Consider the following 25974-nt stretch of genomic DNA (forward strand, 5'->3'; position numbering starts at 1 on the left):
ACACATGGCACGACCTGTTCTTTACATCTACATCGGTGCGCGGTGTCTGCAGGCGGCCTGGGCAGCGCGCCGCGGCGCCGAACTTCGCATGCTGTTCAACGCCGCTTATGTCGAGCCGTCGACCGGTGAGTTGCCGGCACTGGCCGACGCGTTGCCGGCGAGCGTTTCGGACGCCATCGAGGCGCTCGGGCGTGTCTGCCAGGTCGAGCTGGCCTCCAGGCGCAGCGCCGAACTTCGCGTGCTGGTCTCCGATCATTGGGTGCCCAGTGGCTCGGTCCCGTGGGGGGCGGCGCAGTACCGGACGTCGGCGGCCGTTGTCGTCGCGCGCGCGGAACTCCGCGACGCAGGCCACGAGGTCAACTCGGGAGACCTGTTGCGGCTGGACGATGCGCCGCTGCGTCAACCTCGGCTCGCGGTCTGCTATCCGGCGGCGCTCCTTGAATCGTTGACGCGACTTGCGACAGGCTTGAAGACGCGGCCGCACTCCATCACCACCTTGTCCGCGCTGGCTTGGCGCGGCAATGACGCTTTGGCACCGACGCCTGGGCATTCGGAGCGCGTATTGGCCATTCTCGAGCCGTGCGACACAACCTCCCGGCAAGCGATTCTGGTTCGGGGGCAGCGCGCATCGGCATGCATCGACGAGGTGGTGATTCGGCCTCTGCATGTCGACACCGTGGCACGGCCCGCGGCGCGCGAGCTGACCGCGTCCGTCGCGGCCATCGTCCAGCGCCTGGGCTGGAGCGCCGTGCCGTCGGCTTCGACGCCCGAGGTCGCGACCTTGTTCTCGGTGACCGACCTGACGCCCAACGATCCCCTCACGGGTGTCACGGGGCCGATGGCCTGGTGGGTGTTGCCGCAAGGTCGACGCGATCTGGTGTCGACCCACGCACTGGACGCCGTTGCACGCGCGTCCCGTCCTTCGGCGGCCAAGCTGCTCGTGCTTGCATTCGTCGTCGCGGGCATTGGCCTTGCGGGGCAGGTACTGTGGCGCAACGACGCCCGGCTGCAGGACGCACTCGCCAAGGCTTCGGCAGCCCGGCGCTCCGCCGCTGTGCCGCAAACGCCGCCGCCCTCCGTGGAGCAGACCAAACGCATTGCCGCCGTCAATGCAGTGATCTCCGAACTCAACATTCCCTTGCCCCGGTTGCTGCGCGCACTGCAGGCGCCCAAGGACATCCGGGTGGGGTTGTTGGGTCTTGAACTCGTCGCCGGAAGAGAAAGAGGCATCGGGCCTGACGGTGCGCGCCCCGCGCGCCCGACGCTCAAGATCCACGCGGAAGCTCCGACCAGTGGCGACATGACGCGCTATGTCGCCTATCTGTCCGACCGCAAGCCGCTGGACCGGGCCTACCTCGTCAGGCACGAGGTGCCGGAGAGCGCGGCAGCAGCGGCTGGCGAGGGCCGCGCGAACTACCGCTTCACCGTGGAGGTCGCATGGAAGGACTGACACGGCGGCTTCGCCACGGCTTGGCGGACGCCTGGTGGCAATGCCGGCGAAGCGCGCGGAGGGTGTATCGCCTTGGCGGTATCGACGGTCTCGCGATCCTGCTCGGGCTGCTGGTGATCTGCGGGCTCTTCGCCGGCGTGGCGCACGTCAAGAAACAGCGTGCGGTGCTGCGCGTGCCGGGTGCTCCGACTGCCTCGGCAGAACCGTCGCCGGGCGGTGTGATGGAGATGTCCAACATGCAGAAATTCGAGCAGATGCTTCCCGCGCACGAGGACATTCCCGAGGTGCTCGAACGTCTGTTCGAGCTGGCGGTCGAGGAGCGGCTGGCGCTTTCGCGCGGTGAGTACCGTGCGCAGAACGACGATGTCGGCCAGTTCGTGCGCTACCGCATGACCATGCCGATCAAGGGCAACGCGGCTGCGGTACAGCGCTTCATGGAGCGCGCGCTGGCCCGCAACCGCAGTCTGGTGTTCGAGTCGGTGCAGTTCAAACGCGACCGTATCCAGGCTGAGCAGGTCGAGGCGATCGTGCAGTGGACGCTGATCACCAGCTTGCCGGGGCAACCGGCACGCGAGTCGGTGAGGGGCGCGCCATGACGCAACGCAAGCTGTTGCTGGGCGTGGCATTCGTGGCCACGTTGGTCGCGGTGTATTTCGCTCCGGCCAGGGACGACGTGGTGGTGCAGGCCGCCGTGCGTCCATCCGTGCCCGATGCGCCGCCTCGCGAATTCAGGACGCAGCCGGCCACCGCAGGCAATGCCACCGTGCTTGCCTTGCGATCGCGAGACGACATCGACGGCGACGACTCGAACCTGTTTGCGGCGCGGAGCTGGGAAGTACCCGCGACCAGGACCCAAGCGCCGGCGCCGGGCCCCGCCGAACCTGTCGCGCCGCAGGCACCGCCCGTGCCGCTGCAGCTGCTGGGGCGCTATCAGGAAGGCGGAAAGACGGCCATGTTCGCCATCTTCAACGGAGACAGCGTGGTGTTGTGGCCCGGAGAAAACATCAATCCCGAATGGCGCGTCGACGCCATCGAGGCGGGGCAGGTCGTACTGACTTACCTGCCGCTGGGACAGAAGCAGAGTCTGCCGTGGACGGCGACCCAATGAAAGAAGAAATGATGATGTTCATGAGCCTGCGTCTTCGGCGCTGGGCCCGCAGGACGGCGTGCGCGGCGGCCTGCGTCGTGCTGGCCGGTTGCGCCAGTCAGGTGGCGTTTCGCGAGGCCAACCAGCTGCTCGCCGATAACAAGCCGACCGAAGGTATCGTGAAGCTGGAAGAGGCCGTCAAGCTCGATCCTAAGAATGCGGAGTATCGCGTGGCGCTGGCCACGACCCGCGCCAGCCTGATCAACCGCTATCTGACTGCGGCCGAAGCGAATCGTCGCGACGGGCGGCTGACGGAAGCGGAGAAGTGGTACCGGCAGGTGACGGCTCATGACGCCGAGAACGCGATGGCGCGCCAGGGGCTGGAGTTGCTTGTGGTCGAACGCAAGCACCGACTCGTGGTGGTCGAGGGCGAAGCCCTGTTGAAGAAGGGCAAGCCGGAAGACCTGGTCACGGCACTCGACATGCTGCGCCCGATCCTGAGCGAGAACCCCCGGCAGAAAGAAGCGCTGAACCTGAAGGAGCGCATCGAGGAAGCACAGAACAAGCAGGCCAAGCCCGAAGCCAAGCTGGCCGAGAGCTTTCGCAAGATCATCACGCTCGAGTTCCGGGATGCGTCGCTGCGGACCGTGTTCGATGTGATCGCAAAGGTGTCGGGCCTGAACTTTTTCTTCGACAAAGACATTCGTCCGGACCTCAAGGCGAACATCATGGCGCGCAACATCACCATCGAAGATGCGGTGCGCCTGCTGATGGTGACCAACCAGCTCGAGCAGAAGATCCTGAACGAGAACTCGGTGCTGATCTATCCGAGCACACCGCAGAAGCTCAAGGACTACCAGACGCTCTCGGTGCGGACCTTCTACCTTGCCAACGCCGACGTGAAGGCGGTGTCGAACACCATCAAGACCATCGTCAAGACCAAGGACCTGGTGATCGACGAGCGGCTGGGCCTGATCATCATGCGCGACACGCCCGATGCGATTCGCATGGCGGAGCGCATCGTCGCCCTGCAGGACCTGACCGATCCGGAGGTGATGCTGGAGGTCGAGGTGGTCGAGATGAAGCGGTCGCGCCTGCTCGAACTCGGCATCAACTGGCCCAGCCAGTTGTCGCTGTCGCCGGTGCAGATCGATGGCGTGCCGCTGGTACTGAAGGACCTGGGACATCTCAATCGCAGCAACCTGCGGGTGAACGATGCAGCCAGCTTCGGCGTGACGGCCAAGGCACGCAAGGACGATGCGGACGCGAGCATCCTCGCCAACCCGAGGATCCGCGTGCGCAACAAGGAGAAGGCCAAGATCCTGATCGGCGACAGGGTGCCGGTGATCACGACGACATCGAATGTGACCGGCTTCGTATCGGAGTCGATCAACTACCTGGACGTGGGCCTCAAGCTGGAAGTCGAGCCCAGCATCTACCTGGACGAAGAGGTGGCCATCAAGGTCAACCTCGAGGTGTCCAGCCTTGTGAAGGAAATCCTCAGCAAGTCGGGATCGCAGGCCTATCAGATCGGCACGCGCGGCGCGAGCACGGTGTTGCGACTGAAGGATGGCGAGACGCAGATTCTTGCGGGCCTGATCAGCGATGAAGACCGCTCCAGCTCCAGCAAGGTGCCGGGGTTGGGCGAGATGCCGGTGGCCGGCCGCCTGTTCGGAAGCCAGAAGGACGACACGTTGCGCAGCGAGATCCTCTTGTCCATCACGCCGCGCGTCGTGCGTTCGATCCGCAGGCCCGATCTGCAGTCGGCCGAGTTCGAGTCCGGCACCGAGAGCAGCATCGGTGCACGGCCGCTTCAGCTGACAGGCGGAGCACCCGACGTGCCAAAAGCGGCTGGTGCGCCTGCTGCGGTTGGCGCCGTGGCACCTGCGGCTGCCGGGACGAGCACGGTGGCGCCGGTGAACGCTGACAGCGCACCGAAGGCGGCGCCCGGAACACCTGCGGCACCTTCGGCAAAGGGCGCGCAGGCAACCGGCGCGGTCAGCCTGAACTGGCAAGCGCCCACGCAGGTGAAGGTGGGGGAACAGTTCAGTGCGGTCTTGCGCGTGAACAGCCAGCAAGCGCTGCGCGGCCTGCCGATGCTCGTGGGCTTCGACCCACAGGTCATGCAGATCGTGAATGCCCAGGAGGGAGACTTCTTCAAGCAGGCCGGCGGAAAGAGCAACTTCAGCCAGCGCGTGGACGGGGTGCAGGGCAAGGTGTTCCTTGCGGCGCTGCGCGAGAACCCTGCTGGGGGAGAGGCCGGCATCAACGGCACGGGCAGTGTTGCCACGCTGACTTTCAAGGCCGTCAAGGCCGACCCGGGGGCCAGGTTGCAACTGCTCTCGGCTACGCCCGAGCCTCCATCGGCGTCGCCGGTGGTCGTGCCTGTCGAGCAAGTGTTTCGGATCGTTCCGTAGCAGCAGGCATGCGTTCAGCAAGCACCTCACTTCGGTCACATGGCTTCACGTTCGTGGAACTGCTCGTGACGCTCGCGATCATGGCCGTGCTTGCGACCGTGGCAGTGCCGTTGGCGCAGGTGAGCGTGCAGCGCCAGAAGGAACAGGAACTCAGGGCTTCGCTGATGCAGATCCGCGAAGCGCTGGACGCCTACAAGCGTGCCTCCGACCAGGGGCGGATACAGATGAAGCTGGGCGAAAGCGGCTTCCCCAGGAAGCTCGACGATCTGTGGCAAGGCGTTCCGGACCAGCGCAGCCCCAACCAGCAGAAGCTCTACTTCCTGCGTTCCTTGCCGCGCGATCCGACCTATGCGGACCCCTCGGCGCCTGCCTCCGACACCTGGGGCCTGAGAAGCTATGCCTCGCCGCCAGATGCGCCGGCCGAAGGGGATGACGTGTTCGACGTGTATTCCAGGTCGAAGAAGATCGGTCTCAACGGTGTCGAGTACGCGCTGTGGTGATTGCCGGCAGCGGAAATTCAAAAAAAATCAGAATCAGGGAGCAGGACAGTGAAGATTGCAAGTGGGGTCGGGGCGAGGGCGCATCGCGTGTGGGGAACGGCAGGGCTTGCTGTCATGCTGGCCATGGGCATCGCGGTATCTGCGCTGGCCCAGGGCACGGTCGTTCCTCCCAACGGCACGCTGAGCAATGAGGTCATCGACCTGAGCGTGCAGACGCCTGCGGGTTCGGTGGAATGGAGGCGCAGCTTCAATGGCACCGGCTGGCGCTTCAACCGGCACTGGGACGGCGTCTCCGCGAGCTACAAGCCCGTGATGACCCAGAACACCGGCGGTGGGGCGCCTGGGATGAGTCATGGGAGCCAGGGCGGCGCGCCCGCGACTTGCTGGATATGGGTCGATGAGGACTGGCAGCCGGGCGATGGATTGCCCGACGTGACTGTCCCAATTGGCGGCCGCCTCCCGGCTTTGGCGATACCCCCTGAAACCTACCTGCCCCTCAACCGCAGCTACAACCAGACGGCCAGCCCGCTGGACACCGTCATCACCACCGGCTTTGCAAGCGGATGCGCCAGCATCGGGGGCAACCTCGTGGGCAACTCCAGCGAAGTCATCGAAGGCTATCGCCGCCAGAGCACCCTGTACGTGGGCGCCGGAGGCACCTATATCTTCAAGAACCGCTACACCTTGAAGAAGCAGCCCATCCAGAAGCTCGCTCCCTTCGCCTTGCCCATCGGCGGCAGCGTGAGCTTCGTGGGCTTGACCAGTGTGGCCAGCGGCTGGCGATGGGTCGACAGAGCCGGTGACTGGGCCGAATACGACGACGAGGGGCGCATCAGCCGCTATGGCGACAAGAACAACAACACGGTCTGGCTGCAGCGCAATGCGGCCGGGCAGATCGTGCGCATCATCGATGGGGGCACGACGGCGGTGAGCGGCAACGTGATCATCACGCTGCACTACGACGCCAAGGGCTATCTCACCCAGGCAAAGGATTGGCCGCAGGCGGGCAATAGTCTCGATCTGCCGCAGCGCAGCGTGACCTACACCTACGACACGCAAGGTCGCATGACGGGCGTGACCGATGTGCGGGGCAACACCACGCTCTACGAGTACGACAGCAAGCAGCGGCTGACCAAGACCACCGACCCCAGGGGCGGAGAGACCAGGCTGACTTATGAAGCCGAGGGCACGAGCGTCAAGAGCATGACGACAGCGGATGGTGGAGTCACCGAATACGGCTCGAGCTGGGACAGCACAAAGAAGCTGTTCTACAGCAAGGTGACGGGGCCGGCGACGGCCGCGGGCAGACGGGTGGATGACTACAGCCATGACCGCGCAGGCGATCTGGTGAAGTACGAGATCAACGGGCGCGTGGAGACGGAGATCAAGCGCGATCCGAGCGCGAGGACAGAGACTCGCACGAACGCCAGGGGCTTTGCGACCACCTATACGAGAGATGAGTTCGAGCAGGTCACGCAGATCGTCTATCCGGACGGTGCCAAGACATCCACCAGCTATGAGCCGAGGATGCTCAATGCGGTTGAGGAGACAGATGAATTAGGTGTCAAAACGCGCTTCGAATATGACGATAAGGGGAATCGGATCAGAAAGACAGAGGCGCTTGGACTGCCTGAGCAGCGTGTGACGGAATACGCGCGCAACGGCGCAGGGCGACCGACGAACATCACACGCAAAGGGCGCACCGAAGCCAACGGAACGGTGACGCCAGATACCACCTGGCTGTTTGACTACGACGGCGCCGGGCAGGTCGCGAGCGTCACTGACCCGGAAGGGAACAAGCGCATTTACGTCTACAACCGTATCGGGCAATTGGTCAAATACGCTGACCCGCGGGGCAATACCACAACGTATGAGATCGACGCAAAGGGCAATCTCACGAAGGTGACCAATGCCCTTGGTCACGTGCGCACTCTTGTCTACGACAGCAACAACAACCTCGCCACCAGCACCGATGGCCGGGGCAAGGCCATTCAGATGGCGTATGACGCGATGAATCAGCGCGTCCAGACCATCAATGCCGTGGGCGGAAAGGCCCAGGTGAACTACGACAAGCTGGGCCAGCAGGTCGGTCAGACCGATGAGGATGGACGCATCCGTACCAGTGGCTACGATAACTTCCAGCGCATCGCAAGTGAGAGCGATGCATTGGCCAACGTGACACAGTATGGCTATCGAATCGCCGACGGCTCCGGCGCAGGTGAGGTCGGCAGCCTCGTCGCTCCCACAGACATCCAGTACCCCACCTTCAGGAAACTGATCAAGTACGACGGTCGTGAGCGTCCGACCACGGAGACCGTGCTGAACGCCGGTGCTTCAGGTACCCAGACGTCCATCAGCGCCAATGTCTACGATGCCAAGGGGCAACTTCTCGCTGAGCAGGATGCCTACGGGAAGAGCCGAAGCTCCAAGTACGACCCTCTGGGACAAAAGGTAGAGGTAGTCGATGCCTTGGGCGGCAAAAGCCAGACTGTTTACGACAGTCGAGGAAACCTGATACAGGTAACTGACGTCAAGGGGAACGTCACAAGGCTTGACTACGATCGCAGCAGCCGCCTCATCAGCGAGACTCTGCCTCTCGGTCAAGTTACCCGCTACAGCTACGACCCCGCTGGCAACCTGGCTGAACTTGAAGACCCCACCGGGGCCAAGAAGCAATTCACCTACGACGCGGCCAACCGCATCACCGGCATAAAGCAAGTGAAGGCGGGCACGCTCGCGCGCAGCATTACCGCGGCGTGGGACGCGGAGAACCATATGACGGCCTGGAGCGACACCAACGCCACGAAGCCCATTGGCCAACAGACCACCAGTGCAACGCTTGTCTACGATGACGTGGGCCGCAAGACGGAAGAGACCGTCACTTACCCTAACCCTGCTGGGGGCACTTATCAGCTGAGCTACGGCTACCAGTACAGCTCGGCGGGCAAGAAGACCAGCCTGAAATGGGCTGACGGCACCACTCTGGGCTACAGCTACAGCCAGCACGGTGAACTGGAGAGTGTGACCGTCCCCGGCGAAGGTACCCTGAGCGTGAACCGGTTCAGGTGGCTGGTGCCTACCAAGATCACCCTGCCGGGTGGCGGTACTCAGGACAAGAGTTGGGATGGCCTTCTGAACCTGGAGAGCCTGAAGTCTCGCACCCCCGGCCAGCAGACCACGCTGACATTGACCAATACCTACAGCAAGCTGCAGGAGATCAAGAGTGCGAACCGGAGTGACAGTGCAGGGGGGCTGAGCAAGATACAGAACAGCAGCTATGGCTACGACGACGAACTGCGGCTGATCCAAGTCAAGACCGACGCCGGTGGGCTGCTCACGGAGACCGAGACGCTGGAGCTGGATGGTGTGGCCAACCGCACGCGCCACAGCAGGACAGGAGGCTCCGTGTGGAGTTACGACGCCAACAACAGGCTTCTAAGTCGTCCGGGTCCGGACGGCGGCAGCACCATCACTTATCAGTGGGACGCCAACGGCAACCAGGTCGGCAAGACAGAAGGCACGAGGACAACGAACTTTGTCTACGACGGAGATAACCGGCTGATCGAAGTCAAGGAACAGAACGGGAACCTGATCGCAAGGTACGACTATGACCCCCTGAACAGGAGGACTTGGAAGGAGCAGTACCGCGACAGAGCTGGCAACGTGCTCGAGCAGGCCAGCCGGACCTACTACCTCTACAGCGAGGAGGGGCTGATTGCGGAAGCCACGCAGGCCATTAGCCTGAACGCGGACAAGACCAGCGCCGCCAGCGAACAGCCGGCTATCGTCACTCAATACGGTCCTCGGCCCAACAGCGCGTTCACTACCGGCATTTTGTTCATCAAGACAAAGAACACCAACGGCGAGAACACTTTCGCCTACTACCAGCACAACCACTTGCAGGTGCCGCTACAAGCCACGGACAAGAGCGGCAATGTGGTGTGGACTGCCAGTTACGACGCCTTCGGGCAGGCCGTGGTGAACACGCTGGCGCCGACACAGAACAAACCCACGATTACCTCGAACTTGAGGCTGCCTGGGCAATTCGAGGACAGCGAGACGGGGCTGCACTACAACTGGAACAGGTATTACGAACCCCAGACGGGACGGTATTCAAGCGCCGATCCCATTGGGTTGAATGGCGGGATCAACCGCCATGCTTATGTTGGCGGAAAACCTGTCGTAGATGTAGATCCAACTGGGGAATTCGGCTTGGCGGGCGCGGCTGGTGGAGCAGTCGTGAATGCCGGAATTCAACTTGGCCTCAACATGATTTTGGGTGGCGGTAGCTTTGCAAATGCGTTCAAGTGCATTGATTTCAGAAAAGTAATGACGGCCGCTGCAATAGGTTTTGTTGGGCCAACTGCTTTTGGTAACAAAATCATGCCCCGCCTTTTTGGAAAAGGCGAGGAATTTCCGATTGGTTCAATTGCCAAGACAGCTGGCGTAGGAACGGCGGCCAATTGGTTGACCGGTAAAAGCGATGCGCCTCCATTAAATCTTTATAGTGCCGATGAGTGCGAATGCAGAAATATAAAGAGCAATATTCATAACTCGGTTGGACATGTAGGTCAGGTGCTGACAGGGTTGGTTTTTTGACTTCCGGATGAAATTTTTTGCTTTCACTATTGTGTTCCTTGGGGCGCAGGCAGCCATCTTGTTTTCTGCCGCTTATTTTTATAAGAGGAAAAAATTCTTTTTATGCTGTGTTGCAGTGTATTTTCCAGTATTGGCATTTTTGGTTGTCTGGAGAATCGGTGGCGGAGAGGATTTCCTTGGGTTGGCATTAATGCAATTTGCTTTTTCTTTTTCTTACACTGTTCATTTGTGCGGCAAAGAAAAATCGTAATCGAGCCATTGGGAATTTTTTGACTGTGAAGAGCTTTGAAAGCGATTTGGTTGGTTGGGCTAAAAAATTCCGGAAGAAAATAATGAAAACGCAATGCATAAGGTGGTGTACTAGCATTGCCTTGTTGCTCGGCTTGATGCCTGTGTTCGCCTTTGCCCAGGAGACGGTGTGCGCGACCGGCCTCAACAGGGTCGAGTACGTGCTGTGGTGATGGCTCGCTCTCAGCATGCTTGGCGCGCGCATTGCGGCGGCTTCACTCTGATCGAGCTGCTGGTCGTGCTGTCGATCGTTGCGCTGTTGCTCACCATTGCCGCGCCGCGCTACTTTGGATCGATCGACAAATCGAAGGATCAGGTGTTGCAGGAGAACCTGCGCGTCGTGCGCATCACGCTCGACAAGTTCCATGCGGACAAGGGGCGTTGGCCGAAGACGCTCGACGAACTGGTCGAACAACGATATCTGCATGCCGTGCCCACCGACCCCGTGACCGAATCCCGCACCAGTTGGATCCTGCTGCCATCACAGAACAGCGAGGAAACGGGGGTCGCCGGTATCAAGAGCGGCGCACCCGGCGTGACGAAGGATGGCCGATCGTATGAAAGCTTCTGAGCGCATGGAATGTGCCGCCGGAGCGCGTGTGCGGCAGCGGGGCTTCATCTACATCTGGGTGCTGCTGCTTGTTGCGCTCATGGGTGTCGGCATGACCGTTGCCGCCGATGTGCAGACCACCACCACCCAGCGCGACAAGGAGAAGGAGTTGCTGGCAATCGGGCGCCAGTACCGAACGGCACTCGCGAGCTACTACGCCGCCCGGTTGCCAGCATCGGCTGCTGGTCTACCCTCCGGCATGGAGCTCGGTCAGCCGGTGTCGGGCTTGCCGCCCGCAGCAGGCGGCACCAACGTACCAGTGGCTGGTGGTGCGCAAATGCCGCCGCAGAATGACCCGCGCGGCTACCCCGCCAGCCTCGATGAACTCCTGAAGGATGAGCGCTTTCCAGGTATCCGCCGACATCTGCGCAAAGTCTTCGTCGACCCGATGACGGGCAAGGCCGAGTGGGGGCTGGTCCAGGTTTCGGGCCGCATCGTCGGCATCCATTCGCTTTCGGCAGCCGTGCCGATCAAGCAAGCGGGCTTCGAAGGCGACGAGCAAACTTTTACGGGTGCACAGAGCTATTCCGAATGGGTTTTCGGAGCCGTCGGGCAGGTGCCCTTGCCGGGTGCCAGCAAGACGGACGGGCCGATGTCCGAAACCTCGCTGCCGACCTTTTCGACGGCGCCTTTCCCAACGTCTCCGCGACCTTGATTTGAGCCAAGGGATCTACTCATGCAAAAAATAGCCGCCAGCATGTCGTTCGCCGCATTGCTGACGATCTCGATGAGCAACCCCGCGGGCGCACAGACGAACAGCGGGCTGCCACCCATCCTGCGCGACATGCCCCAATCGGGATCGATGTGCAAGAACGAGCGCCTGCCCGGTGCATCTGCCTCAGGCGGTGGACGTACTGAAAGCAGTCTGGAAATGAGTTGTGCACTGCCGCCCACGTCTGCCTCGGCCTTTCTGCAAAGGAGTGGCTCGACGGTGATCGATACGCGCCACGAGAGCGATTTCGCGCGCTTCCACATCGCGAATGCAATGCGCGCAGACGTCGCGACCCTGCGGCTGAAGGAGTACCTGCGCGACAAGCCGATGCTGCTGGTCGGTGACGGCAAGTCGGACCGCGAGCTGTACGGAGCCTGTGGGCGCCTGCGTGCCCAGGGATTCAAGTCGGTGCACGTACTCATGGGCGGTATGGCAGGGTATCTGGCCAAGGGACTGCCGGTGAATGGCAGTGGTGCGCCTGATGCGTTCGAGCTCGCGCAGATCGACCCATCGCAGTTGTGGGCACAAAGCCAGTTTCCGGAGGGACTGGTCATCGTTGTGGACAGCACCACGACGGCGGAATCCCTTCCGCTGGCTTCGCGTGTTGCCGATGGCGCACCGCGAACGATTGCGGGAGTCGTCGAACGTCGCCGCAAGGAGCAAAAGACGACGCTCGCTAATGTGACACTGGTCATCGACGGTGCGATGACCGAGGCAGTGTTCCGACAGTACAGCCAAGCCGTGGCACCGACCCCGTTGCTTGTCTATTCCGGTGGGGCCGGCGCACTGAAGGAGTTCCTCCGGTCTCAGGAGGCGGCATGGGCGGCGCTTGCGCGGGGGCCCAAGCAGCCGCGCTGCGGTTGAATTCGTTGCATGCACAGGCGCACCTGGATCAAGGGCATCGTCGGCGCAATGGCGGGCGGCTCTTGGGCATGCGCGCGCAGCAGCTTTGCCGCCGACGGGGAACTGCAGTTGCGCTTCAACTTGAACATGAGCAATCCAGGTGCCGTTGCGCTGGCGGCGCAGCGTGTCTGGATGTACTTGCCCGTGCGCCGGAGTGCATGCTGGACCCTGGGCGGCATCGATTTCGGTTTGCCACATGAACTGCAGCGCGATGCGCTGGGGCATTCCATTCTCTTTGTTCCGCTGGACGGCCTGACTGCTTACGCAAGGCGCTCCGCACCCCTGATGGTTCATTTGAAACGCACGGAGATGATGTCATCGCCGGTGATTCAAGATGCGAACGAGTGGCTGGATCCCGAGCGTTACATCGAATCGGATGCAGGAGAAATCGCAAGCCAGGCAAGCGCCCTCAGATCGGGAACCACGAGAGAAACCATCCGCAACATCTACGACTTTGTCGCTTCGAACCTCGAGTACGCGGGCTATCTCTTGGAAAATTTCGGTGCTCTCTATGCATTGCGCAGGCGGCGCGGAGATTGCACCGAATACGCCGGACTGGTGGTGGCCCTGTGCCGTGCCTTGAGCATTCCGGCACGCATGGTGGAGGGCTATGTCACGGATCGCAGCTTCGCGCCCAAACCAATGGATTTTCATGATTGGGCAGAAGTGGTGGTCGACGGACGGTGGCGAGTCGTGGATGCGCAGAAGGGCAGTTTCCTGGAGAGGGATGAGCAGTACATCCCATTGCGCTACTACCGCGACAGGGCGTTGAACGGCGTGGGGCTGGCGCACCGCTATCGTGTTGAAGGGGAAATGGAGTTCAGCGTTTAGCCTCCAGCGTGCCGCATGAGCGGGTCGGTCGAGCTTCGTTCAAGCCACACCGCGCAAGGCCCTGCGGTACTGCACCGCCTCGGCCAGATGCCCGACCTGCACCGCCTCCGATGCAGCCAGATCCGCAATCGTGCGCGCCACCTTCAGTGCCCGGTGCGTGCTGCGCGCGGACCAGCCGAGCTTGGCGGCCGCGTTGAACATGAACGCGCGTGCCGCGTCGTCGAGTGCGGCATGGCGATCGATGGCCGCGCCGTGCAGCGACTGGTTCGCATGGCCCTGGCGCCGCATCGCGCTTTCGCGCGCGGCGACGACGCGCTCGCGGATGCTGTCGGTCGATTCGCCCGCCGGCGCCTCGAGCAGCAGTTGCGCCGACACCGGAGGCACTTCGATGTGCAGGTCGATGCGGTCCAGCAGCGGGCCGCTGAGCTTGCCCTGGTAGCGCGAGACCTGGTCCGGCGTGCAGCGGCAGGGCCTTGCCGAAGAGCCTAGATAACCGCAAGGGCAGGGGTTCATCGCGGCGACGAGCTGGAAGCGCGCGGGGAACTCGGCGCGCCGCGCGGCTCGGGCGATGGTGATCGTGCCGGTCTCCAGCGGCTCGCGCAGTGCCTCCAGCGCGGAGCGGGCGAACTCGGGGAACTCGTCGAGGAAGAGAACGCCGTGGTGGGCGCGCGAGATTTCTCCGGGCCGGGGCGGAGAGCCTCCTCCGACCAGCGCCACCGCGCTCGCAGTGTGATGCGGCGAACAGGTCGGCCTGCTCATCCATCTTTCCGTCGCGAAGCGTCCGCCGAGACTGGCCACCGCCGCACTCTCCAGCGCTTCATCGATGCGCATCGCAGGCAGCAGCCCCGCGAAGCGCTGCGCGAGCATCGACTTGCCCGAGCCCGGCTCGCCCACCATCAGCAGGCTGTGGCCGCCCGCCGCCGCGATCTCGAGCACGCGCTTGACGCCCGTGTGTCCCTTCACTTCGGACAGGTCGGCGTACCGGGGCGCGGCCATGTCGGGCGCGGCCTGGATGCGTGCCCAGCCGTCATCCGGGGTATCGGGCAGTTGCGCGGCGGCATCCTCGCCGGCCACGAACTGGCGCACCACGTCCAGCAGGTGTTTCGCGCCGTACACCTCGCCGCCCGGGACCAATGCGGCCTCCTGCGCACTTTCCAGGGGCAGCACCAGCCGCGTCGCGACGCCGCGCGTGTGCAGCGCCAGCGCCATCGCCAGTGCACCGCGAACGGGCCTGAGTTCGCCCGACAGCGAGAGCTCCCCCGCGAATTCGTGGCCGGCGAGCCTGGCGTTGTCGATCTGCCCGCTGGCCGCGAGGATGCCCAGCGCGATGGGCAGGTCGAAGCGCCCGGAGTCCTTCGGCAGGTCGGCCGGGGCCAGATTGACGGTGATCCGCTTGTTGTTGGGAAACTCCAGCCCCGCGTTCTGCAGCGCCGAACGCACCCGTTCGCGCGCCTCCTTGACCTCCGTTTCGACCAGGCCGACCAGCGTGAAGCTGGGCAGGCCGTTCGCAAGATGCACCTCTACCGTGACGCTGGCCGCTTCAAGGCCCAGCAAGGCGCGGCTTTGCACCAAAGACAGTCCCATTCCTCTCCCTCTCCCCAAGATGGTGCGCGTTTTTCGGGCATTCCCGCGGTGGTGCGGCGCACCGTCTGTCTGCAACCACTCGCAACAGGGGTTGTAACGATTTGGCTCTCAACCGCGGCGCGAGGCCGGTTGCAAGGGGAGGCATTCGTGCACTTTGGCACGCTCCCTGCTTTGAGCCCTCCGGTCCAACAACACACTTGCGAGGAGTTCCCTGATGACGCACCGTACCGCCGCCCAGGCGCTGATCGTTCTGGCCACCGCATTGACCGCGTCCGGCGCGGCCCTGGCGCAGACTGCAACGACCGACGCCGCAGCAGCGCCTGCGGCAGCTCCCGCCCCGAATCTGACCGGCAACGTGTCCATCACCACGAACTACAAGTTCCGTGGCCAGGACCAGGACATGATCGGCAAGAACGACTACGCGAAGACCAAGGGCTTCAAGCCCGCCATCCAGGGCGGCCTCGACTACGCCTTCGGCGACAGCGGCTTCTACGTGGGCAACTGGAACTCCAGCGTCAACTGGCTCAAGGGCAACAGCATCGAGATGGACGTGTACGGCGGCTACAAGTTCAAGGCCGGCCCGCTGGACATGGACGTCGGTGCGCTCACCTACATCTACCCGGGCAACTCCTCGGGCAACACCACCGAGCTGTATGTCGCCGGCACCTACGCCAACGAGACCTTCGGCTCGTTCACCGCCAAGTACTCGCACACCGTGTCGAAGGACTACTTCGGCTACGCCGGCAACAAGGCCGGCTCGGGCCTGAAGGGCACCAACACGGGCTACCTGAACCTGGCCTACAGCAAGGAGATCGTGCCCAAGGTCACGCTCAAGGCTGCCGTGGGCTTCACCAACATGTCCAGCGACATCCGCAGCCTGGGCTACAAGAGCTACGTCGACTACAACATCGGCGCGAGCTACGACTTCGGCAACGGCCTCTCGCTGACGGGCTCGGTGCAGGGCGCCAACAAGAAGAACTCGTACCTCGCGGTGAGCAACCCGGGCGTCGACTACGGCTTCGGCACCTTCGGCACGACCTACTACTCGCCGAACAAGGCGCGCTTCATCCTCACGCTGACGAAGACGCTGTAATCCATACAACAACGAGGTGCGGCCGAAGCTGCCGCGCCATTTCATTTCCATCCGAAGGAGAAAACTCATGAAGCTGGTCACAGCCATCATCAAACCGTTCAAGCTCGACGAAGTGCGCGAAGCACTGTCGGCCATCGGCGTGCAGGGGATCACCGTCACCGAGGTGAAGGGCTTCGGCCGCCAGAAGGGCCACACGGAGCTCTACCGCGGCGCGGAATACGTGGTCGACTTCCTGCCCAAGGTCAAGATCGAGGCGGCCGTCTCCGACGACCTCGTCGATCGCGTGATCGAGGCCGTCGAAGGCGCAGCACGCACCGGCAAGATCGGCGACGGCAAGATCTTCGTCTACAACCTCGAACAGGTCGTTCGCATCCGCACCGGCGAAACGGGCCGCGAAGCCCTCTGATCGAGTCCTGGCCCGAAAGAACAACGACTATGAAAAAACTGCTTGTCTCTCTTGCGCTCGGCTTGAGCGTGCTGGCCGCCGGTACCACCGGCTTCGCGCAAACTCCCGCCGCGGCCACGGCCGAGGCTCCGGCCGCGTCGGCACCGGCTGCCGCCGCGCCCGCCCCTGCTGCGGCGCCCGCGGCCGCGGCCCCGGCCGCCGCCGATGCGGCTCCCGCAGCGCCTGCAGCGGCCCCCGCTCCGAAGATCGACTCCGGCGACACCGCCTGGATGCTGACTTCGACGCTTCTTGTGATCCTGATGACCATCCCCGGCCTCGCGCTGTTCTATGGCGGCCTGGGCCGCTCGAAGAACATGCTGTCGGTGTTGATGCAGGTCTTCGTGATCTTCTCGCTGATCAGCATCCTGTGGGCCGTCTACGGCTACAGCCTGGCTTTCTCGGGTGACGGCAACTTCTTCGGAGGATTCGACAAGATCTTCATGAAGGGCATCACGCAGGAGACCTTCGGCGCGCTGACCACGATTCCCGAATACGTGTTCGTCGCCTTCCAGGGCACCTTCGCGGCCATCACCGTGGCGCTGATCGTCGGCGCCTTCGCGGAACGCGCCAAGTTCTCGGCCGTGCTGCTGTTCTCGGTGCTGTGGTTCACCTTCAGCTACGTGCCGATCGCCCACATCGTGTGGGGCGGCGGCCTGCTGGGCAAGGACGGCGCGCTCGACTTCGCCGGCGGCACCGTGGTGCACATCAACGCCGGTGTGGCCGGCCTGGTCGGTGCCTACATGGTCGGCAAGCGCGTCGGCTACGGCAAGGAAGCCTTCACACCTCACTCGCTCACGCTCACCATGGTCGGCGCATCGCTGCTGTGGGTCGGCTGGTTCGGCTTCAACGCCGGCTCCGCCGGTGCTGCCAACGCCGTCGCCGGCCTGGCCTTCGTGAACACGGTGCTCGCCACCGCCGCCGCGGCCCTGTCGTGGATCCTGGGCGAGAGCCTGCACAAGGGCAAGGCCTCGATGCTGGGTGCCGCATCCGGTGCAGTCGCCGGCCTCGTGGCCGTCACGCCCGCCGCCGGCTTCGTCGGCCCGATGGGTTCGATCGTGCTGGGCCTGCTGGCCGGCCTGGTCTGCTTGTGGGGCGTGGGTGGCCTCAAGCGCATGCTCGGCGCCGACGACGCGTTCGACGTGTTCGGCGTGCACGGCGTGGGCGGCATCCTGGGTGCCATCCTGACCGGCGTGTTCGCTGCCAAGGGCCTGGGCGGCACCGGCGGCGCGACCCCCGACACCTTCGCGATGGGTGCACAGGTCTGGATCCAGATCAAGAGCGTGCTGCTCACGATCGTGTGGTCCGGCGTGGTTGCCTTCATCGCCTACAAGATCGCCGACCTGACCCTCGGCCTGCGTGTGTCGGAAGAAGAAGAGCGCGAAGGCCTCGACATCTCCTCCCACGGCGAAACGGCTTACAACCGCTGATCTGCCTTGGCGGGCCTGCCTTCGGGCAGCCCGCCATCGAATGAACGACCACCACCACTTACAAGAAGAATTCTCCGTAACGAGTTTTTCAAGCGAGGTCTCCTTTGGATGTTCAGCCCGCGAGCGCTCCGGCGCCAGCGGGCTTTTTTTTGCCCATCGCCGCGATGGCCGGGAGCACAATCGCGACACCATGTGGACCTCCATCGAAGACAGCCTCTGCGAGCTCGGCGAATCGCCGTTCTGGCATCCCGAAGAACGATCGCTCTACTGGCTCGACATTCCCGGCCGTGCCGTGCTGCGAACGCGCGGCGAGATCGGCTCGCCGGGCGCGAAGGTCGAGCGCTGGCCCCTGCCCACCGAGCCCGGCTGCATGGCGCCCGCGCGCAGCGGCGGCCTCGTGATCGCGCTGCGCGACGGCATCTACCGCGCGCGTGAATGGGGCGGCGAGCTGGTCGCGATGGCGCGCGTGGAGCACGACGTGCGCACCATGCGCTTCAACGACGGCAAGTGCGACCCGCTGGGCCGCTTCTGGGGCGGCTCCCTCAACGAGGCGAAAGACCGCGCCAACGCCGCGCTCTACTGCTTCGACGCACGTCCCGACACAGACGTCTCGCCCACGCTCACGCAGATGGCCAACGAGTCCACCACCGCCAACGGCCTCGCCTTCTCGCCCGATGCGCGCACTCTCTACTGGGCCGACACCGCCGCGCACGTGGTGTGCGCATGGGACTGGGACGCGGAGGCCAACTCGCTTTCGCACGCCCGCGTGTTCCACCAGTTCGACGCCAAGCCCGAGGGCTGGAGCGTCGACGCGCCGCTGGGCTACCAGGGCCGCCCCGACGGCGCCACCGTCGACGCGCAGGGCCACTACTGGGTTGCCATGTTCGAGGGCGCGCAGCTGCTGCGCTTCGCGCCCTCGGGCGAGATCGTGGCCTCGGTGCCCGTGCCCATGCAGTGCCCGACCATGCCCTGCTTCGGCGGCGACGACCTGAAGACGCTGTTCGTCACCAGCGGCCGCAAGGGCCGTCCCGCCGCCGAGATCGCGCAGCGGCCCGCCTCGGGCACGGTGATCTCGATGCGGGTCGACACGCCCGGGCTGCCCGTCAACTTCTTCGCGGACTGAGATCGGACCTTCGGGCGCGCATGGCCCTGCAGCACATTCCGCCGATCCAGTGCCTGCTGACCTTCGAGGCAGTGGCCCGTCTGCGCCACGCCGGGCGCGCGGCCGACGAGTTGTGCGTGACGCCCAGCGCCGTGAGCCACCGCATCCGCCAGCTCGAATCGCATGTCGGCTTCAAGCTCTTCGGCCGCGGCGACTTCAGCCTCACGGCCGATGGCGCGGCCTATCTCGCGAACGTGCGCACGGGGCTCGCCGCGCTGCAGGCGACACCGCTCGGCGGCAGCGCGGCGCAGCGCGCCACGCGACTGCGCATCGCCGTCACGCCCACCTTCAGCCGGCAGTTCCTCATGCCGAGGCTGGAGCTGTTCCGCAACATCTACCCCGACATCGAACTGGTGCTGCAGGTGTCGATCCCGCTGCTCGACGTGACGGCCGAGCAGGCCGACCTGGAGGTGCGCTACGGCCCCGGCGGTTATGCCGACTGCGAGCACCGGCTGCTGATCGAGGAGCAGGTGGTGCCCGCCTGCAGCCCGAGCTACCTCAACGAGTTCGGCCCCTTCACGGGCTTCCGCAGTGCGGCGGAGATCGCCGCCGCGCGGCTGATCCGCAGCCCGCTCGAGCCCTGGGGCACCTGGTTCGCGAGCTGCGGCATCGACCAGCCTGAGCCCGCCATCGGCTCGCAGTTCAACGACCTGGGGCTCATGTACGACGCGGCCGCCAGCGGCTTCGGCGTGGCGCTGGTGCGGCAGAAGCTGGGCGCGGAGTGGTTCGAATCGGGGCGGCTGGTGGCGCTGTCCGACCAGGCCGTGATCTCGCCGCACCGGCACTTCATCTGCTGGCAGCCCGGCACGCTGGAGCGCTGGGAGTGCGCGGCCTTCGCCGACTGGCTGGGGCAGAGCCTGCGCTGAACCGGGCCGCGAAGTTCTTTCAAGCACCCGGCAAAAATCCATCAACCCGGGGCGGCCGGAATGTCCGTAGAGTGCGGTAAACACGAGACATCCCGCGAGCAAGAAAGAAAAGAGGCCGCCGCATGAACGCGCCGCTGACCCCCACGCAACACGATTCGCTACAGAAAACGGAGCGCCAGTCGCAGATAGTGCGCGCGCTGCAGTCGCACCTGCCGGCCCACGCGCTGATCTGGCACGACGAGGACACCACCCCCTACGAGTGCGATGGCCTCACCGCCTACCGCGCCCGCCCGCTGGTGGTGGCCCTGCCCGAGACCGAGGCGCAGGTCGCCGCCGTGCTCAAGACCTGCCACCAGCTCGGCGTGCCCGTGGTGGCGCGCGGCGCGGGCACCGGGCTCTCGGGCGGCGCCATGCCGCACACCATGGGCGTGACGATGTCGCTCGCCAAGTTCAACCGCATCCTGAAGATCGACCCGGTGAGCCGCACGGCCGTGGTGCAGTGCGGCGTGCGCAATCTGGCCATCAGCGAGGCTGCGGCGCCCTTCAACCTCTACTACGCGCCCGATCCGTCGAGCCAGATCGCCTGCACCATCGGCGGCAACGTGGCCGAGAACTCGGGCGGCGTGCACTGCCTGAAGTACGGCCTCACGCTGCACAACGTGATGCGCGTGCGCGGCTTCACGGCCGAGGGCGAGCCCATCGAGTTCGGCGGCGAGGCGCTCGACGCTCCGGGGCTCGACCTGCTCGCGCTCGTCATCGGCAGCGAGGGCATGCTGGCCGTGACCACCGAGGTCACCGTCAAGCTCGTGCCCAAGCCGCAGCTCGCGCGCTGCATCATGGCCAGCTTCGACGACGTGCGAAAGGCCGGCGACGCGGTGGCTGCAGTGATCGCGGCCGGCATCATCCCCGCCGGGCTGGAGATGATGGACAAGCCCATGACCGCCGCGGTGGAAGACTTCGTGCGCGCGGGCTACGACCTCGACGCCGCCGCCATCCTGCTGTGCGAATCCGACGGCACGCCCGAAGAGGTGGAAGAGGAGATCGGCCGCATGACCGAGGTGCTGCGCGGTTGCGGCGCCACCGCCATCGCCTGCAGCAGCAGCGAGGAAGAGCGCATGAAGTTCTGGAGCGGGCGCAAGAACGCGTTTCCCGCCTCGGGCCGCATCAGCCCGGACTACATGTGCCTCGACTCGACGATTCCGCGCAAGCGGCTGGCCGACATCCTGCTGGCCATCCAGGAGATGGAGAAAAAGTACAACCTGCGCTGCTGCAACGTGTTCCACGCGGGCGACGGCAACCTGCACCCGCTGGTGCTGTTCGATGCCAACGACCCCGACGAGCTGCACCGCTGCGAACTCTTCGGCGCCGACATCCTCGAGACCAGCGTCGCCATGGGCGGCACCGTCTCGGGCGAGCATGGGGTGGGCGTGGAGAAGCTCAACAGCATGTGCGTGCAGTTCACCGCCGCCGAGAACGAGCAGATGTTCGGCGTGAAGCGCGCCTTCGATCCCGAGGGCATGCTCAACCCCGGCAAGGTGATCCCGACGTTGCAACGCTGCGCCGAGTACGGCAAGCAGGTGGTGCGCGGCGGCAGGCTGCCGCACTCCGATCTGCCAAGGTTCTGATGGCAATGGAAAACAACAACAACGACAACGCACTCCAGCAGGTCGTCGAGCGCATCCGCGCCTCGGCCGCTGACGCCACGCCGCTGTGCATCCGCGGCGGCGGCACCAAGGATTTCTACGGCGAAGCGCCGCAGGGCGAACTGCTCGACATGCGCCCGCTCGCAGGTATCACCAGCTACGAGCCGAGCGAGCTGGTCGTCACCGTGCGCGCGGGCACGCCGCTGGCCGAACTCGAAGCGGCACTCGCCGAGAAGGGCCAGTGCCTGCCCTTCGAGCCGCCGTGCTTCGGCAGCGGTGGCACGGTGGGCGGCATGGTCGCGGCCGGGCTGAGCGGCCCGGCGCGCGCGAGCGTCGGCTCGGTGCGCGACTACGTGCTCGGCGCCACGCTGGTCAACGGTCGTGGCGAGGTGCTGACTTTCGGCGGGCAGGTGATGAAGAACGTCGCGGGCTACGACGTGTCGCGGGTGCTTGCCGGTTCGCTCGGCACGCTGGGCGTGATCGCGGAAGTCAGTCTCAAGGTGCTGCCTGTGCCGCCCGCCGAAGCGACGCTCGAGTTCGCCTGCGGCCAGGCCGATGCCTTGCGTCTGCTCAACGAATGGGGTGGCCGACCGTTGCCGCTGAACGCGAGCTGCTGGTTCGAATACGCCGGCGCGGGCGCGCTCTACCTGCGGCTGCGCGGCGCCGTGGCGGCGGTGGAAGCCGCATGCGAGCACCTGGGCGGCGAGCGCAAGGACAATGCGCGCGCCGCCGCCGACTGGCAATCGCTGCGCGACCAGCAACTGCCGTGGTTCGCCTCCGGTGAGGGGCCCGATGCGCTCTGGCGTGTGTCGGTGCCGCAGACCGCGCCGGTGCTTTCCATCGATGGCGCCGCGCCGCTGATCGAATGGCACGGCGGCCAGCGCTGGTACAAGGCGCCGCCGTCGGAGGCCGCGCGCATCCGCGAGATCGCACGCGCGGCGGGTGGCCACGCCACGCTGTTCCGTCTGCCGGGCTCGGCCCCGCAGGCCGAAGTGCCGCGCTTCGATGCGCTGAGTGCACCCGTCGAACGCATCCAGCGCGCGCTGATGCGCGAGTTCGATCCGCACGGCCTTTTCAATCGCGGCCGCCTGCTGCCCGCCAACTGAGAACAAGAACAGAGACATGCAAACCGAGCTCGCCCCCGAATTCCAAGGCACCGACGAAGGCCGCGAGGCCGAAGCCATCCTGCGCAAGTGCGTGCACTGCGGCTTCTGCACCGCCACCTGCCCGACCTACCAGCTGCTCGGCGACGAGCTCGACGGCCCGCGCGGACGCATCTACCTCATCAAGCAGGTGCTCGAGGGCAAGGCGCCGACGCGCAGCACGCAGCTGCACCTCGACCGCTGCCTCACCTGCCGCAACTGCGAGAGCACCTGCCCGAGCGGCGTGCAGTACGGGCATCTGGTCGACATCGGCCGCAGGATCGTCGACGAGAAGGTGCCGCGCCCCGGGATGGAATCGGCACAACGCTGGGTGTTGAAGGAAGGCCTGCCGTCGCCGCTCTTCGGCCCTGCGATGAAGCTGGGCCAGTCGGTGCGCGGGCTGCTGCCCGAGGCGCTGAAGGCCAAGGTGCCCGCGAAGCAGGAGGCTGGCGCATGGCCCACGGCCACGCATGCGCGCAAGGTGCTGATGCTCGCGGGCTGCGTGCAGCCGTCGATGATGCCCAACATCAACAGCGCCACCGCGCGCGTGCTCGACGCGGCCGGCATCCAGGCGGTGATCGCGCCCGAGGCCGGCTGCTGCGGCGCGGTGAAGTTCCACCTGAACGACCAGGACGGCGGCAAGGCGCAGATGCGCGCCAACATCGACGCGTGGTGGCCGTACGTGGAGCGCAACGAGGTCGAGGCCATCGTCATGAATGCATCGGGCTGCGGCGTCACCGTGCGCGAGTACGGCCACATCCTGCAGCACGACGCGGCCTATGCGCTGAAGGCCGCGCGCATCAGCGAGCTCACGCGCGACCTGAGCGAGCTGCTGCCTGATCTGGTGCCTGCGCTGAAGGCCCGCGTGAAGGCGCCCGCCGGCGTGGTGGCCTACCACCCGCCGTGCACGCTGCAGCACGGCCAGAAGCTGCGCGGCGGCGTCGAGACGCACCTGCGCGCGCTGGGCTTCGACATGCGCGTGGCGATGAACGAATCGCACCTGTGCTGCGGCTCGGCCGGTACCTACTCGGTGCTACAGCCCGAGCTGGCCTATCCGCTGCGCGACCGCAAGCTGGGGCACCTGAAGCAGCTGCAGCCCACCACCATCGCCTCGGCCAACATCGGCTGCATCACGCACCTGCAAAGCGGCAGCGGCGACACGCCGGTGCGGCACTGGGTCGAGTTGCTGGACGCGGCGCTGGTGCCGGGCAAGGCCTGATCACGAGGCCTGATCGCAGGCATCGTCGGACAAGGAGGAGGGGGTTGGTCCGACTCGCCCGGCGCCGGTTCGCGGCGCATCATGGCCGCACCGAATCTCCAAGGAGAAAGCGCCATGTCTCACCTTCTGCCTGCATCCTTCACCTCCGCCACGCTGCGCCGCGTGCTGCTGGCCTGCGTCTGCGCGGGCGGTGCGATGGCCGCGCAGGCCCAGGGCGCCATGCCGCCATGGCAGGGCGCCGGCTCGGCGCGCTATGTGTGCGGCGGCATCGGCTCCGACGAATCGACGGCGATGCGCGCGGCCATGAAGGAACATCCGCTCGCGCTGCTGTTCGCGCGCGCCGACGGCGCCTACATGGCGAACGTCGACGTGACCATCAAGGGTGGCGATGCCAACAACGCCGCGGCCCTGGCGTTCCGCGCCAGCGGCCCGGTCTGCCTGGTCGACGTGCCGAACGGGCGCTACGTGATCGACGTCGCGGCGCCCGGCGGCGCGGTGAAGAGCCAGACCGTGACGGTCGGCGGCGGGCCGAAGACGGCCGACTTCAGGTTCTGACGAGGCGGCCGCAGGCCGTTCAGGCCGCGGCCAGCGCGGCTTCGACGTCGCGCTCGAGCGAGGCCGGCGTGTCCAGCGGCGCGTAGCGCTTGAGCACCGTGCCGTCGCGCCCGACCAGGAACTTCGTGAAGTTCCACTTGATGGCCGTGCTGCCCAGGAGGCCCGGCTTTTCCTTCGTGAGCCACTGGTACAGCGGCGCGGCATTGCTGCCATTCACGTCGATCTTCTCCATCATCGGAAAGCTCACGCCGTAGTTCTTCGTGCAGAAGGCGCCGATCTCCTCGTTGGTGCCCGGGTCCTGCGCGCCGAACTGGTTCGAGGGAAAGCCCAGCACCGTGAGGCCCTTGCCGGCGTACTTCTCGTGCAGCGCCTCCAGCCCCGCGAACTGCGGCGTAAAGCCGCACTTGCTGGCGGTGTTGACGATCAGCAGCACCTTGCCCCTGAAGGTGGAGAGCTTCACCGGCTTGCCGTCGATCAGGTTGGCTTCGAAGTCGTAGACGCTGGTCATGCTGTTTTTCCTCAGGTGGGAGAAGACGAGGCGCGATCATCGCGCCGCGCAGGCGTTCGCGCAAACGCAGCCCAGACGGCCCCCAGCACGATCAGCGCGCCGCCCATGAGGATGCGCGGGTCCATGGAGGCCGCGCCCAGCGCCACCGACGACACGCTGGCGAACAGCACCTCCGACAGCATGATCACCGAGGTCGCCGAAGCCGTGAGCCGCGCCGCGCCGTACTGCAGACACACGTTGGCGAAGACGAAGGCCGTGCCCAGCAGCGCGGCCCAGCCCAGCCAGCCGGGCGAAGCATGCAGCGGCGAATCGAACGCGCCCAGCGCGGTGCCGCCCAGCGCCGCGACGCCGGCCACGAAGGTGCAGCCGCAGAACATCGCCAGCGCGCGCGATTCGCCCGGCGCCTGCCGCAGGTGGCGCAACGCGATGTTGGTGACGGCAAAGCCGAAGCCGGCGGCCACGCCCAGCCAGTCGGGCAGGCTCGAAGGCACCGGCCAGTCGGTGCCGGGCGCCTTCAGCACCACCGCCACGCCGGTCAGCGCCAGCGCCACGCGCGCCAGCGCACCGCCGGTGGGGCGCTCGCCGAGCAGCAGCCAGGCCAGCAGCACACTCCACAGGGGCATCAGGTAGAAGAGCAGCACCACGCGCACCACGTCGCCCTGCGTCACGGCCCAGTTGAAGCCCACGTTGGTGAAGCCGGCGGCGAGGCCCAGCACCGCCAGCATCGGAAAGGCCGCGAAGCCCTTCCACGCATGCCGGCGCAGCACGCCCATCAGCACGGCGATGGCCAGGTAGATCAGGCAGGTGGTCCACAGCGGATGCAGCCCGTGGCCCGCGATCTGGCGGAAGGGAAACCAGGAGACGCCCCAGACGAAGGCGTTCAGTAGCAGGGCGAGTGCTGGCATTGTTGCGTTGGAAGAAGGGAGCGCCGGC

General features: G+C 65.3%; 23 protein-coding genes. 20 read left to right on the forward strand and 3 right to left on the reverse strand.

The genetic code is table 11. The features are described 5' to 3' along the window. Positions 1-4: 4 nt before the first annotated feature. From SFB74_RS01575 to SFB74_RS01625, 11 genes are all read left to right on the forward strand, one after another. Positions 5-1450, forward strand: a complete 1446-nt coding sequence (locus SFB74_RS01575) for a hypothetical protein (protein ID WP_432728907.1) — start codon at positions 5-7, stop codon at positions 1448-1450. Beyond that, positions 1438-2046 carry a hypothetical protein gene (locus SFB74_RS01580; RefSeq protein ID WP_432728910.1) on the forward strand — a complete coding sequence of 203 codons (609 nt, stop codon included), beginning with the start codon at positions 1438-1440 and terminating at the stop codon, positions 2044-2046. Before SFB74_RS01575 ends, SFB74_RS01580 begins: the two co-directional genes overlap by 13 nt. Further along, positions 2043-2558, forward strand: coding sequence for a hypothetical protein (locus tag SFB74_RS01585; RefSeq protein WP_432728912.1), 516 nt, complete (start codon positions 2043-2045; stop codon positions 2556-2558). The genes SFB74_RS01580 and SFB74_RS01585 overlap by 4 nt, the downstream gene beginning before the upstream one ends. Then, complete coding sequence (locus tag SFB74_RS01590) at positions 2465-4954, forward strand: cohesin domain-containing protein (protein ID WP_432728913.1); 2490 nt, start codon at positions 2465-2467, stop codon at positions 4952-4954. Before SFB74_RS01585 ends, SFB74_RS01590 begins: the two co-directional genes overlap by 94 nt. 8 nt (positions 4955-4962) lie before the next feature. Next, complete coding sequence (locus SFB74_RS01595) at positions 4963-5454, forward strand: type II secretion system protein (protein WP_432728914.1); 492 nt, start codon at positions 4963-4965, stop codon at positions 5452-5454. A 114-nt stretch (positions 5455-5568) separates the two neighbouring features. Next, positions 5569-10053 (forward strand): RHS repeat-associated core domain-containing protein, encoded by a 4485-nt coding sequence (locus tag SFB74_RS01600; protein WP_432728915.1) that lies wholly within the window; start codon positions 5569-5571, stop codon positions 10051-10053. Positions 10054-10060: 7 nt separating this feature from the next. After that, the gene (locus SFB74_RS01605) at positions 10061-10303 is read left to right on the forward strand and encodes a hypothetical protein (protein WP_432728916.1); all 243 of its coding nucleotides are present in this window, start codon (positions 10061-10063) and stop codon (positions 10301-10303) included. A 210-nt stretch (positions 10304-10513) separates the two neighbouring features. Further along, entirely contained in the window at positions 10514-10912 is a 399-nt protein-coding gene (locus SFB74_RS01610; RefSeq protein ID WP_432728917.1) for a type II secretion system protein, read from the forward strand. Further along, positions 10899-11606: a hypothetical protein gene (locus SFB74_RS01615; RefSeq protein WP_432728918.1), complete on the forward strand. Its 708-nt coding sequence runs from the start codon at positions 10899-10901 to the stop codon at positions 11604-11606. Before SFB74_RS01610 ends, SFB74_RS01615 begins: the two co-directional genes overlap by 14 nt. Positions 11607-11627: 21 nt before the next feature. Continuing rightward, complete coding sequence (locus SFB74_RS01620) at positions 11628-12527, forward strand: rhodanese-like domain-containing protein (protein WP_432728919.1); 900 nt, start codon at positions 11628-11630, stop codon at positions 12525-12527. A 9-nt stretch (positions 12528-12536) separates the two neighbouring features. Beyond that, positions 12537-13397, forward strand: coding sequence for a transglutaminase-like domain-containing protein (locus tag SFB74_RS01625; RefSeq protein WP_432728920.1), 861 nt, complete (start codon positions 12537-12539; stop codon positions 13395-13397). A 39-nt stretch (positions 13398-13436) separates the two neighbouring features. On the opposite strand, the gene SFB74_RS01630 is transcribed toward SFB74_RS01625, so the two are convergent. Beyond that, positions 13437-14981 carry a YifB family Mg chelatase-like AAA ATPase gene (locus SFB74_RS01630; protein WP_432728921.1) on the reverse strand — a complete coding sequence of 515 codons (1545 nt, stop codon included), beginning with the start codon at positions 14979-14981 and terminating at the stop codon, positions 13437-13439. A gap of 214 nt (positions 14982-15195) precedes the next feature. On the opposite strand from SFB74_RS01630, the gene SFB74_RS01635 reads away from it, so the two are divergent. The 9 genes from SFB74_RS01635 (at position 15196) to SFB74_RS01675 (ending at position 24533) form a co-directional block, all read left to right on the forward strand. After that, the gene (locus SFB74_RS01635; protein ID WP_432728922.1) at positions 15196-16074 is read left to right on the forward strand and encodes a TorF family putative porin; all 879 of its coding nucleotides are present in this window, start codon (positions 15196-15198) and stop codon (positions 16072-16074) included. 67 nt (positions 16075-16141) lie between these two features. Then, positions 16142-16480 (forward strand): P-II family nitrogen regulator, encoded by a 339-nt coding sequence (glnK, locus tag SFB74_RS01640; RefSeq protein ID WP_007833403.1) that lies wholly within the window; start codon positions 16142-16144, stop codon positions 16478-16480. Positions 16481-16509: 29 nt separating this feature from the next. Then, on the forward strand, positions 16510-17946 hold the full coding sequence (locus SFB74_RS01645) for an ammonium transporter (RefSeq protein ID WP_026346784.1): 1437 nt from the start codon (positions 16510-16512) through the stop codon (positions 17944-17946). A gap of 190 nt (positions 17947-18136) precedes the next feature. Further along, on the forward strand, positions 18137-19069 hold the full coding sequence (locus SFB74_RS01650; protein ID WP_432728924.1) for an SMP-30/gluconolactonase/LRE family protein: 933 nt from the start codon (positions 18137-18139) through the stop codon (positions 19067-19069). Positions 19070-19089: 20 nt separating this feature from the next. After that, complete coding sequence (locus SFB74_RS01655; RefSeq protein ID WP_432728925.1) at positions 19090-19974, forward strand: LysR substrate-binding domain-containing protein; 885 nt, start codon at positions 19090-19092, stop codon at positions 19972-19974. 122 nt (positions 19975-20096) lie between these two features. After that, positions 20097-21599: an FAD-linked oxidase C-terminal domain-containing protein gene (locus SFB74_RS01660; RefSeq protein ID WP_432728926.1), complete on the forward strand. Its 1503-nt coding sequence runs from the start codon at positions 20097-20099 to the stop codon at positions 21597-21599. Positions 21600-21604: 5 nt separating this feature from the next. Beyond that, on the forward strand, positions 21605-22723 hold the full coding sequence (gene glcE, locus SFB74_RS01665) for a glycolate oxidase subunit GlcE (RefSeq protein WP_432728927.1): 1119 nt from the start codon (positions 21605-21607) through the stop codon (positions 22721-22723). Between the two features lie 16 nt (positions 22724-22739). Next, positions 22740-23978 carry a glycolate oxidase subunit GlcF gene (gene glcF, locus SFB74_RS01670; protein WP_432728928.1) on the forward strand — a complete coding sequence of 413 codons (1239 nt, stop codon included), beginning with the start codon at positions 22740-22742 and terminating at the stop codon, positions 23976-23978. Positions 23979-24092: 114 nt separating this feature from the next. Further along, entirely contained in the window at positions 24093-24533 is a 441-nt protein-coding gene (locus SFB74_RS01675) for a hypothetical protein (RefSeq protein WP_093206803.1), read from the forward strand. Positions 24534-24552: 19 nt separating this feature from the next. Here SFB74_RS01675 and SFB74_RS01680 read toward each other — a convergent pair whose 3' ends face one another. Both SFB74_RS01680 and SFB74_RS01685 read right to left on the reverse strand, forming a co-directional pair. Beyond that, positions 24553-25041 carry a glutathione peroxidase gene (locus tag SFB74_RS01680; protein ID WP_432728929.1) on the reverse strand — a complete coding sequence of 163 codons (489 nt, stop codon included), beginning with the start codon at positions 25039-25041 and terminating at the stop codon, positions 24553-24555. A gap of 11 nt (positions 25042-25052) precedes the next feature. After that, positions 25053-25946: a DMT family transporter gene (locus SFB74_RS01685; RefSeq protein WP_432728930.1), complete on the reverse strand. Its 894-nt coding sequence runs from the start codon at positions 25944-25946 to the stop codon at positions 25053-25055. Between the last annotated feature and the right edge of the window lie 28 nt (positions 25947-25974).

Source organism: Variovorax xiamenensis (assembly GCF_050916385.1).
Taxonomy (GTDB): Bacteria; Pseudomonadota; Gammaproteobacteria; order Burkholderiales; family Burkholderiaceae_C; genus Variovorax.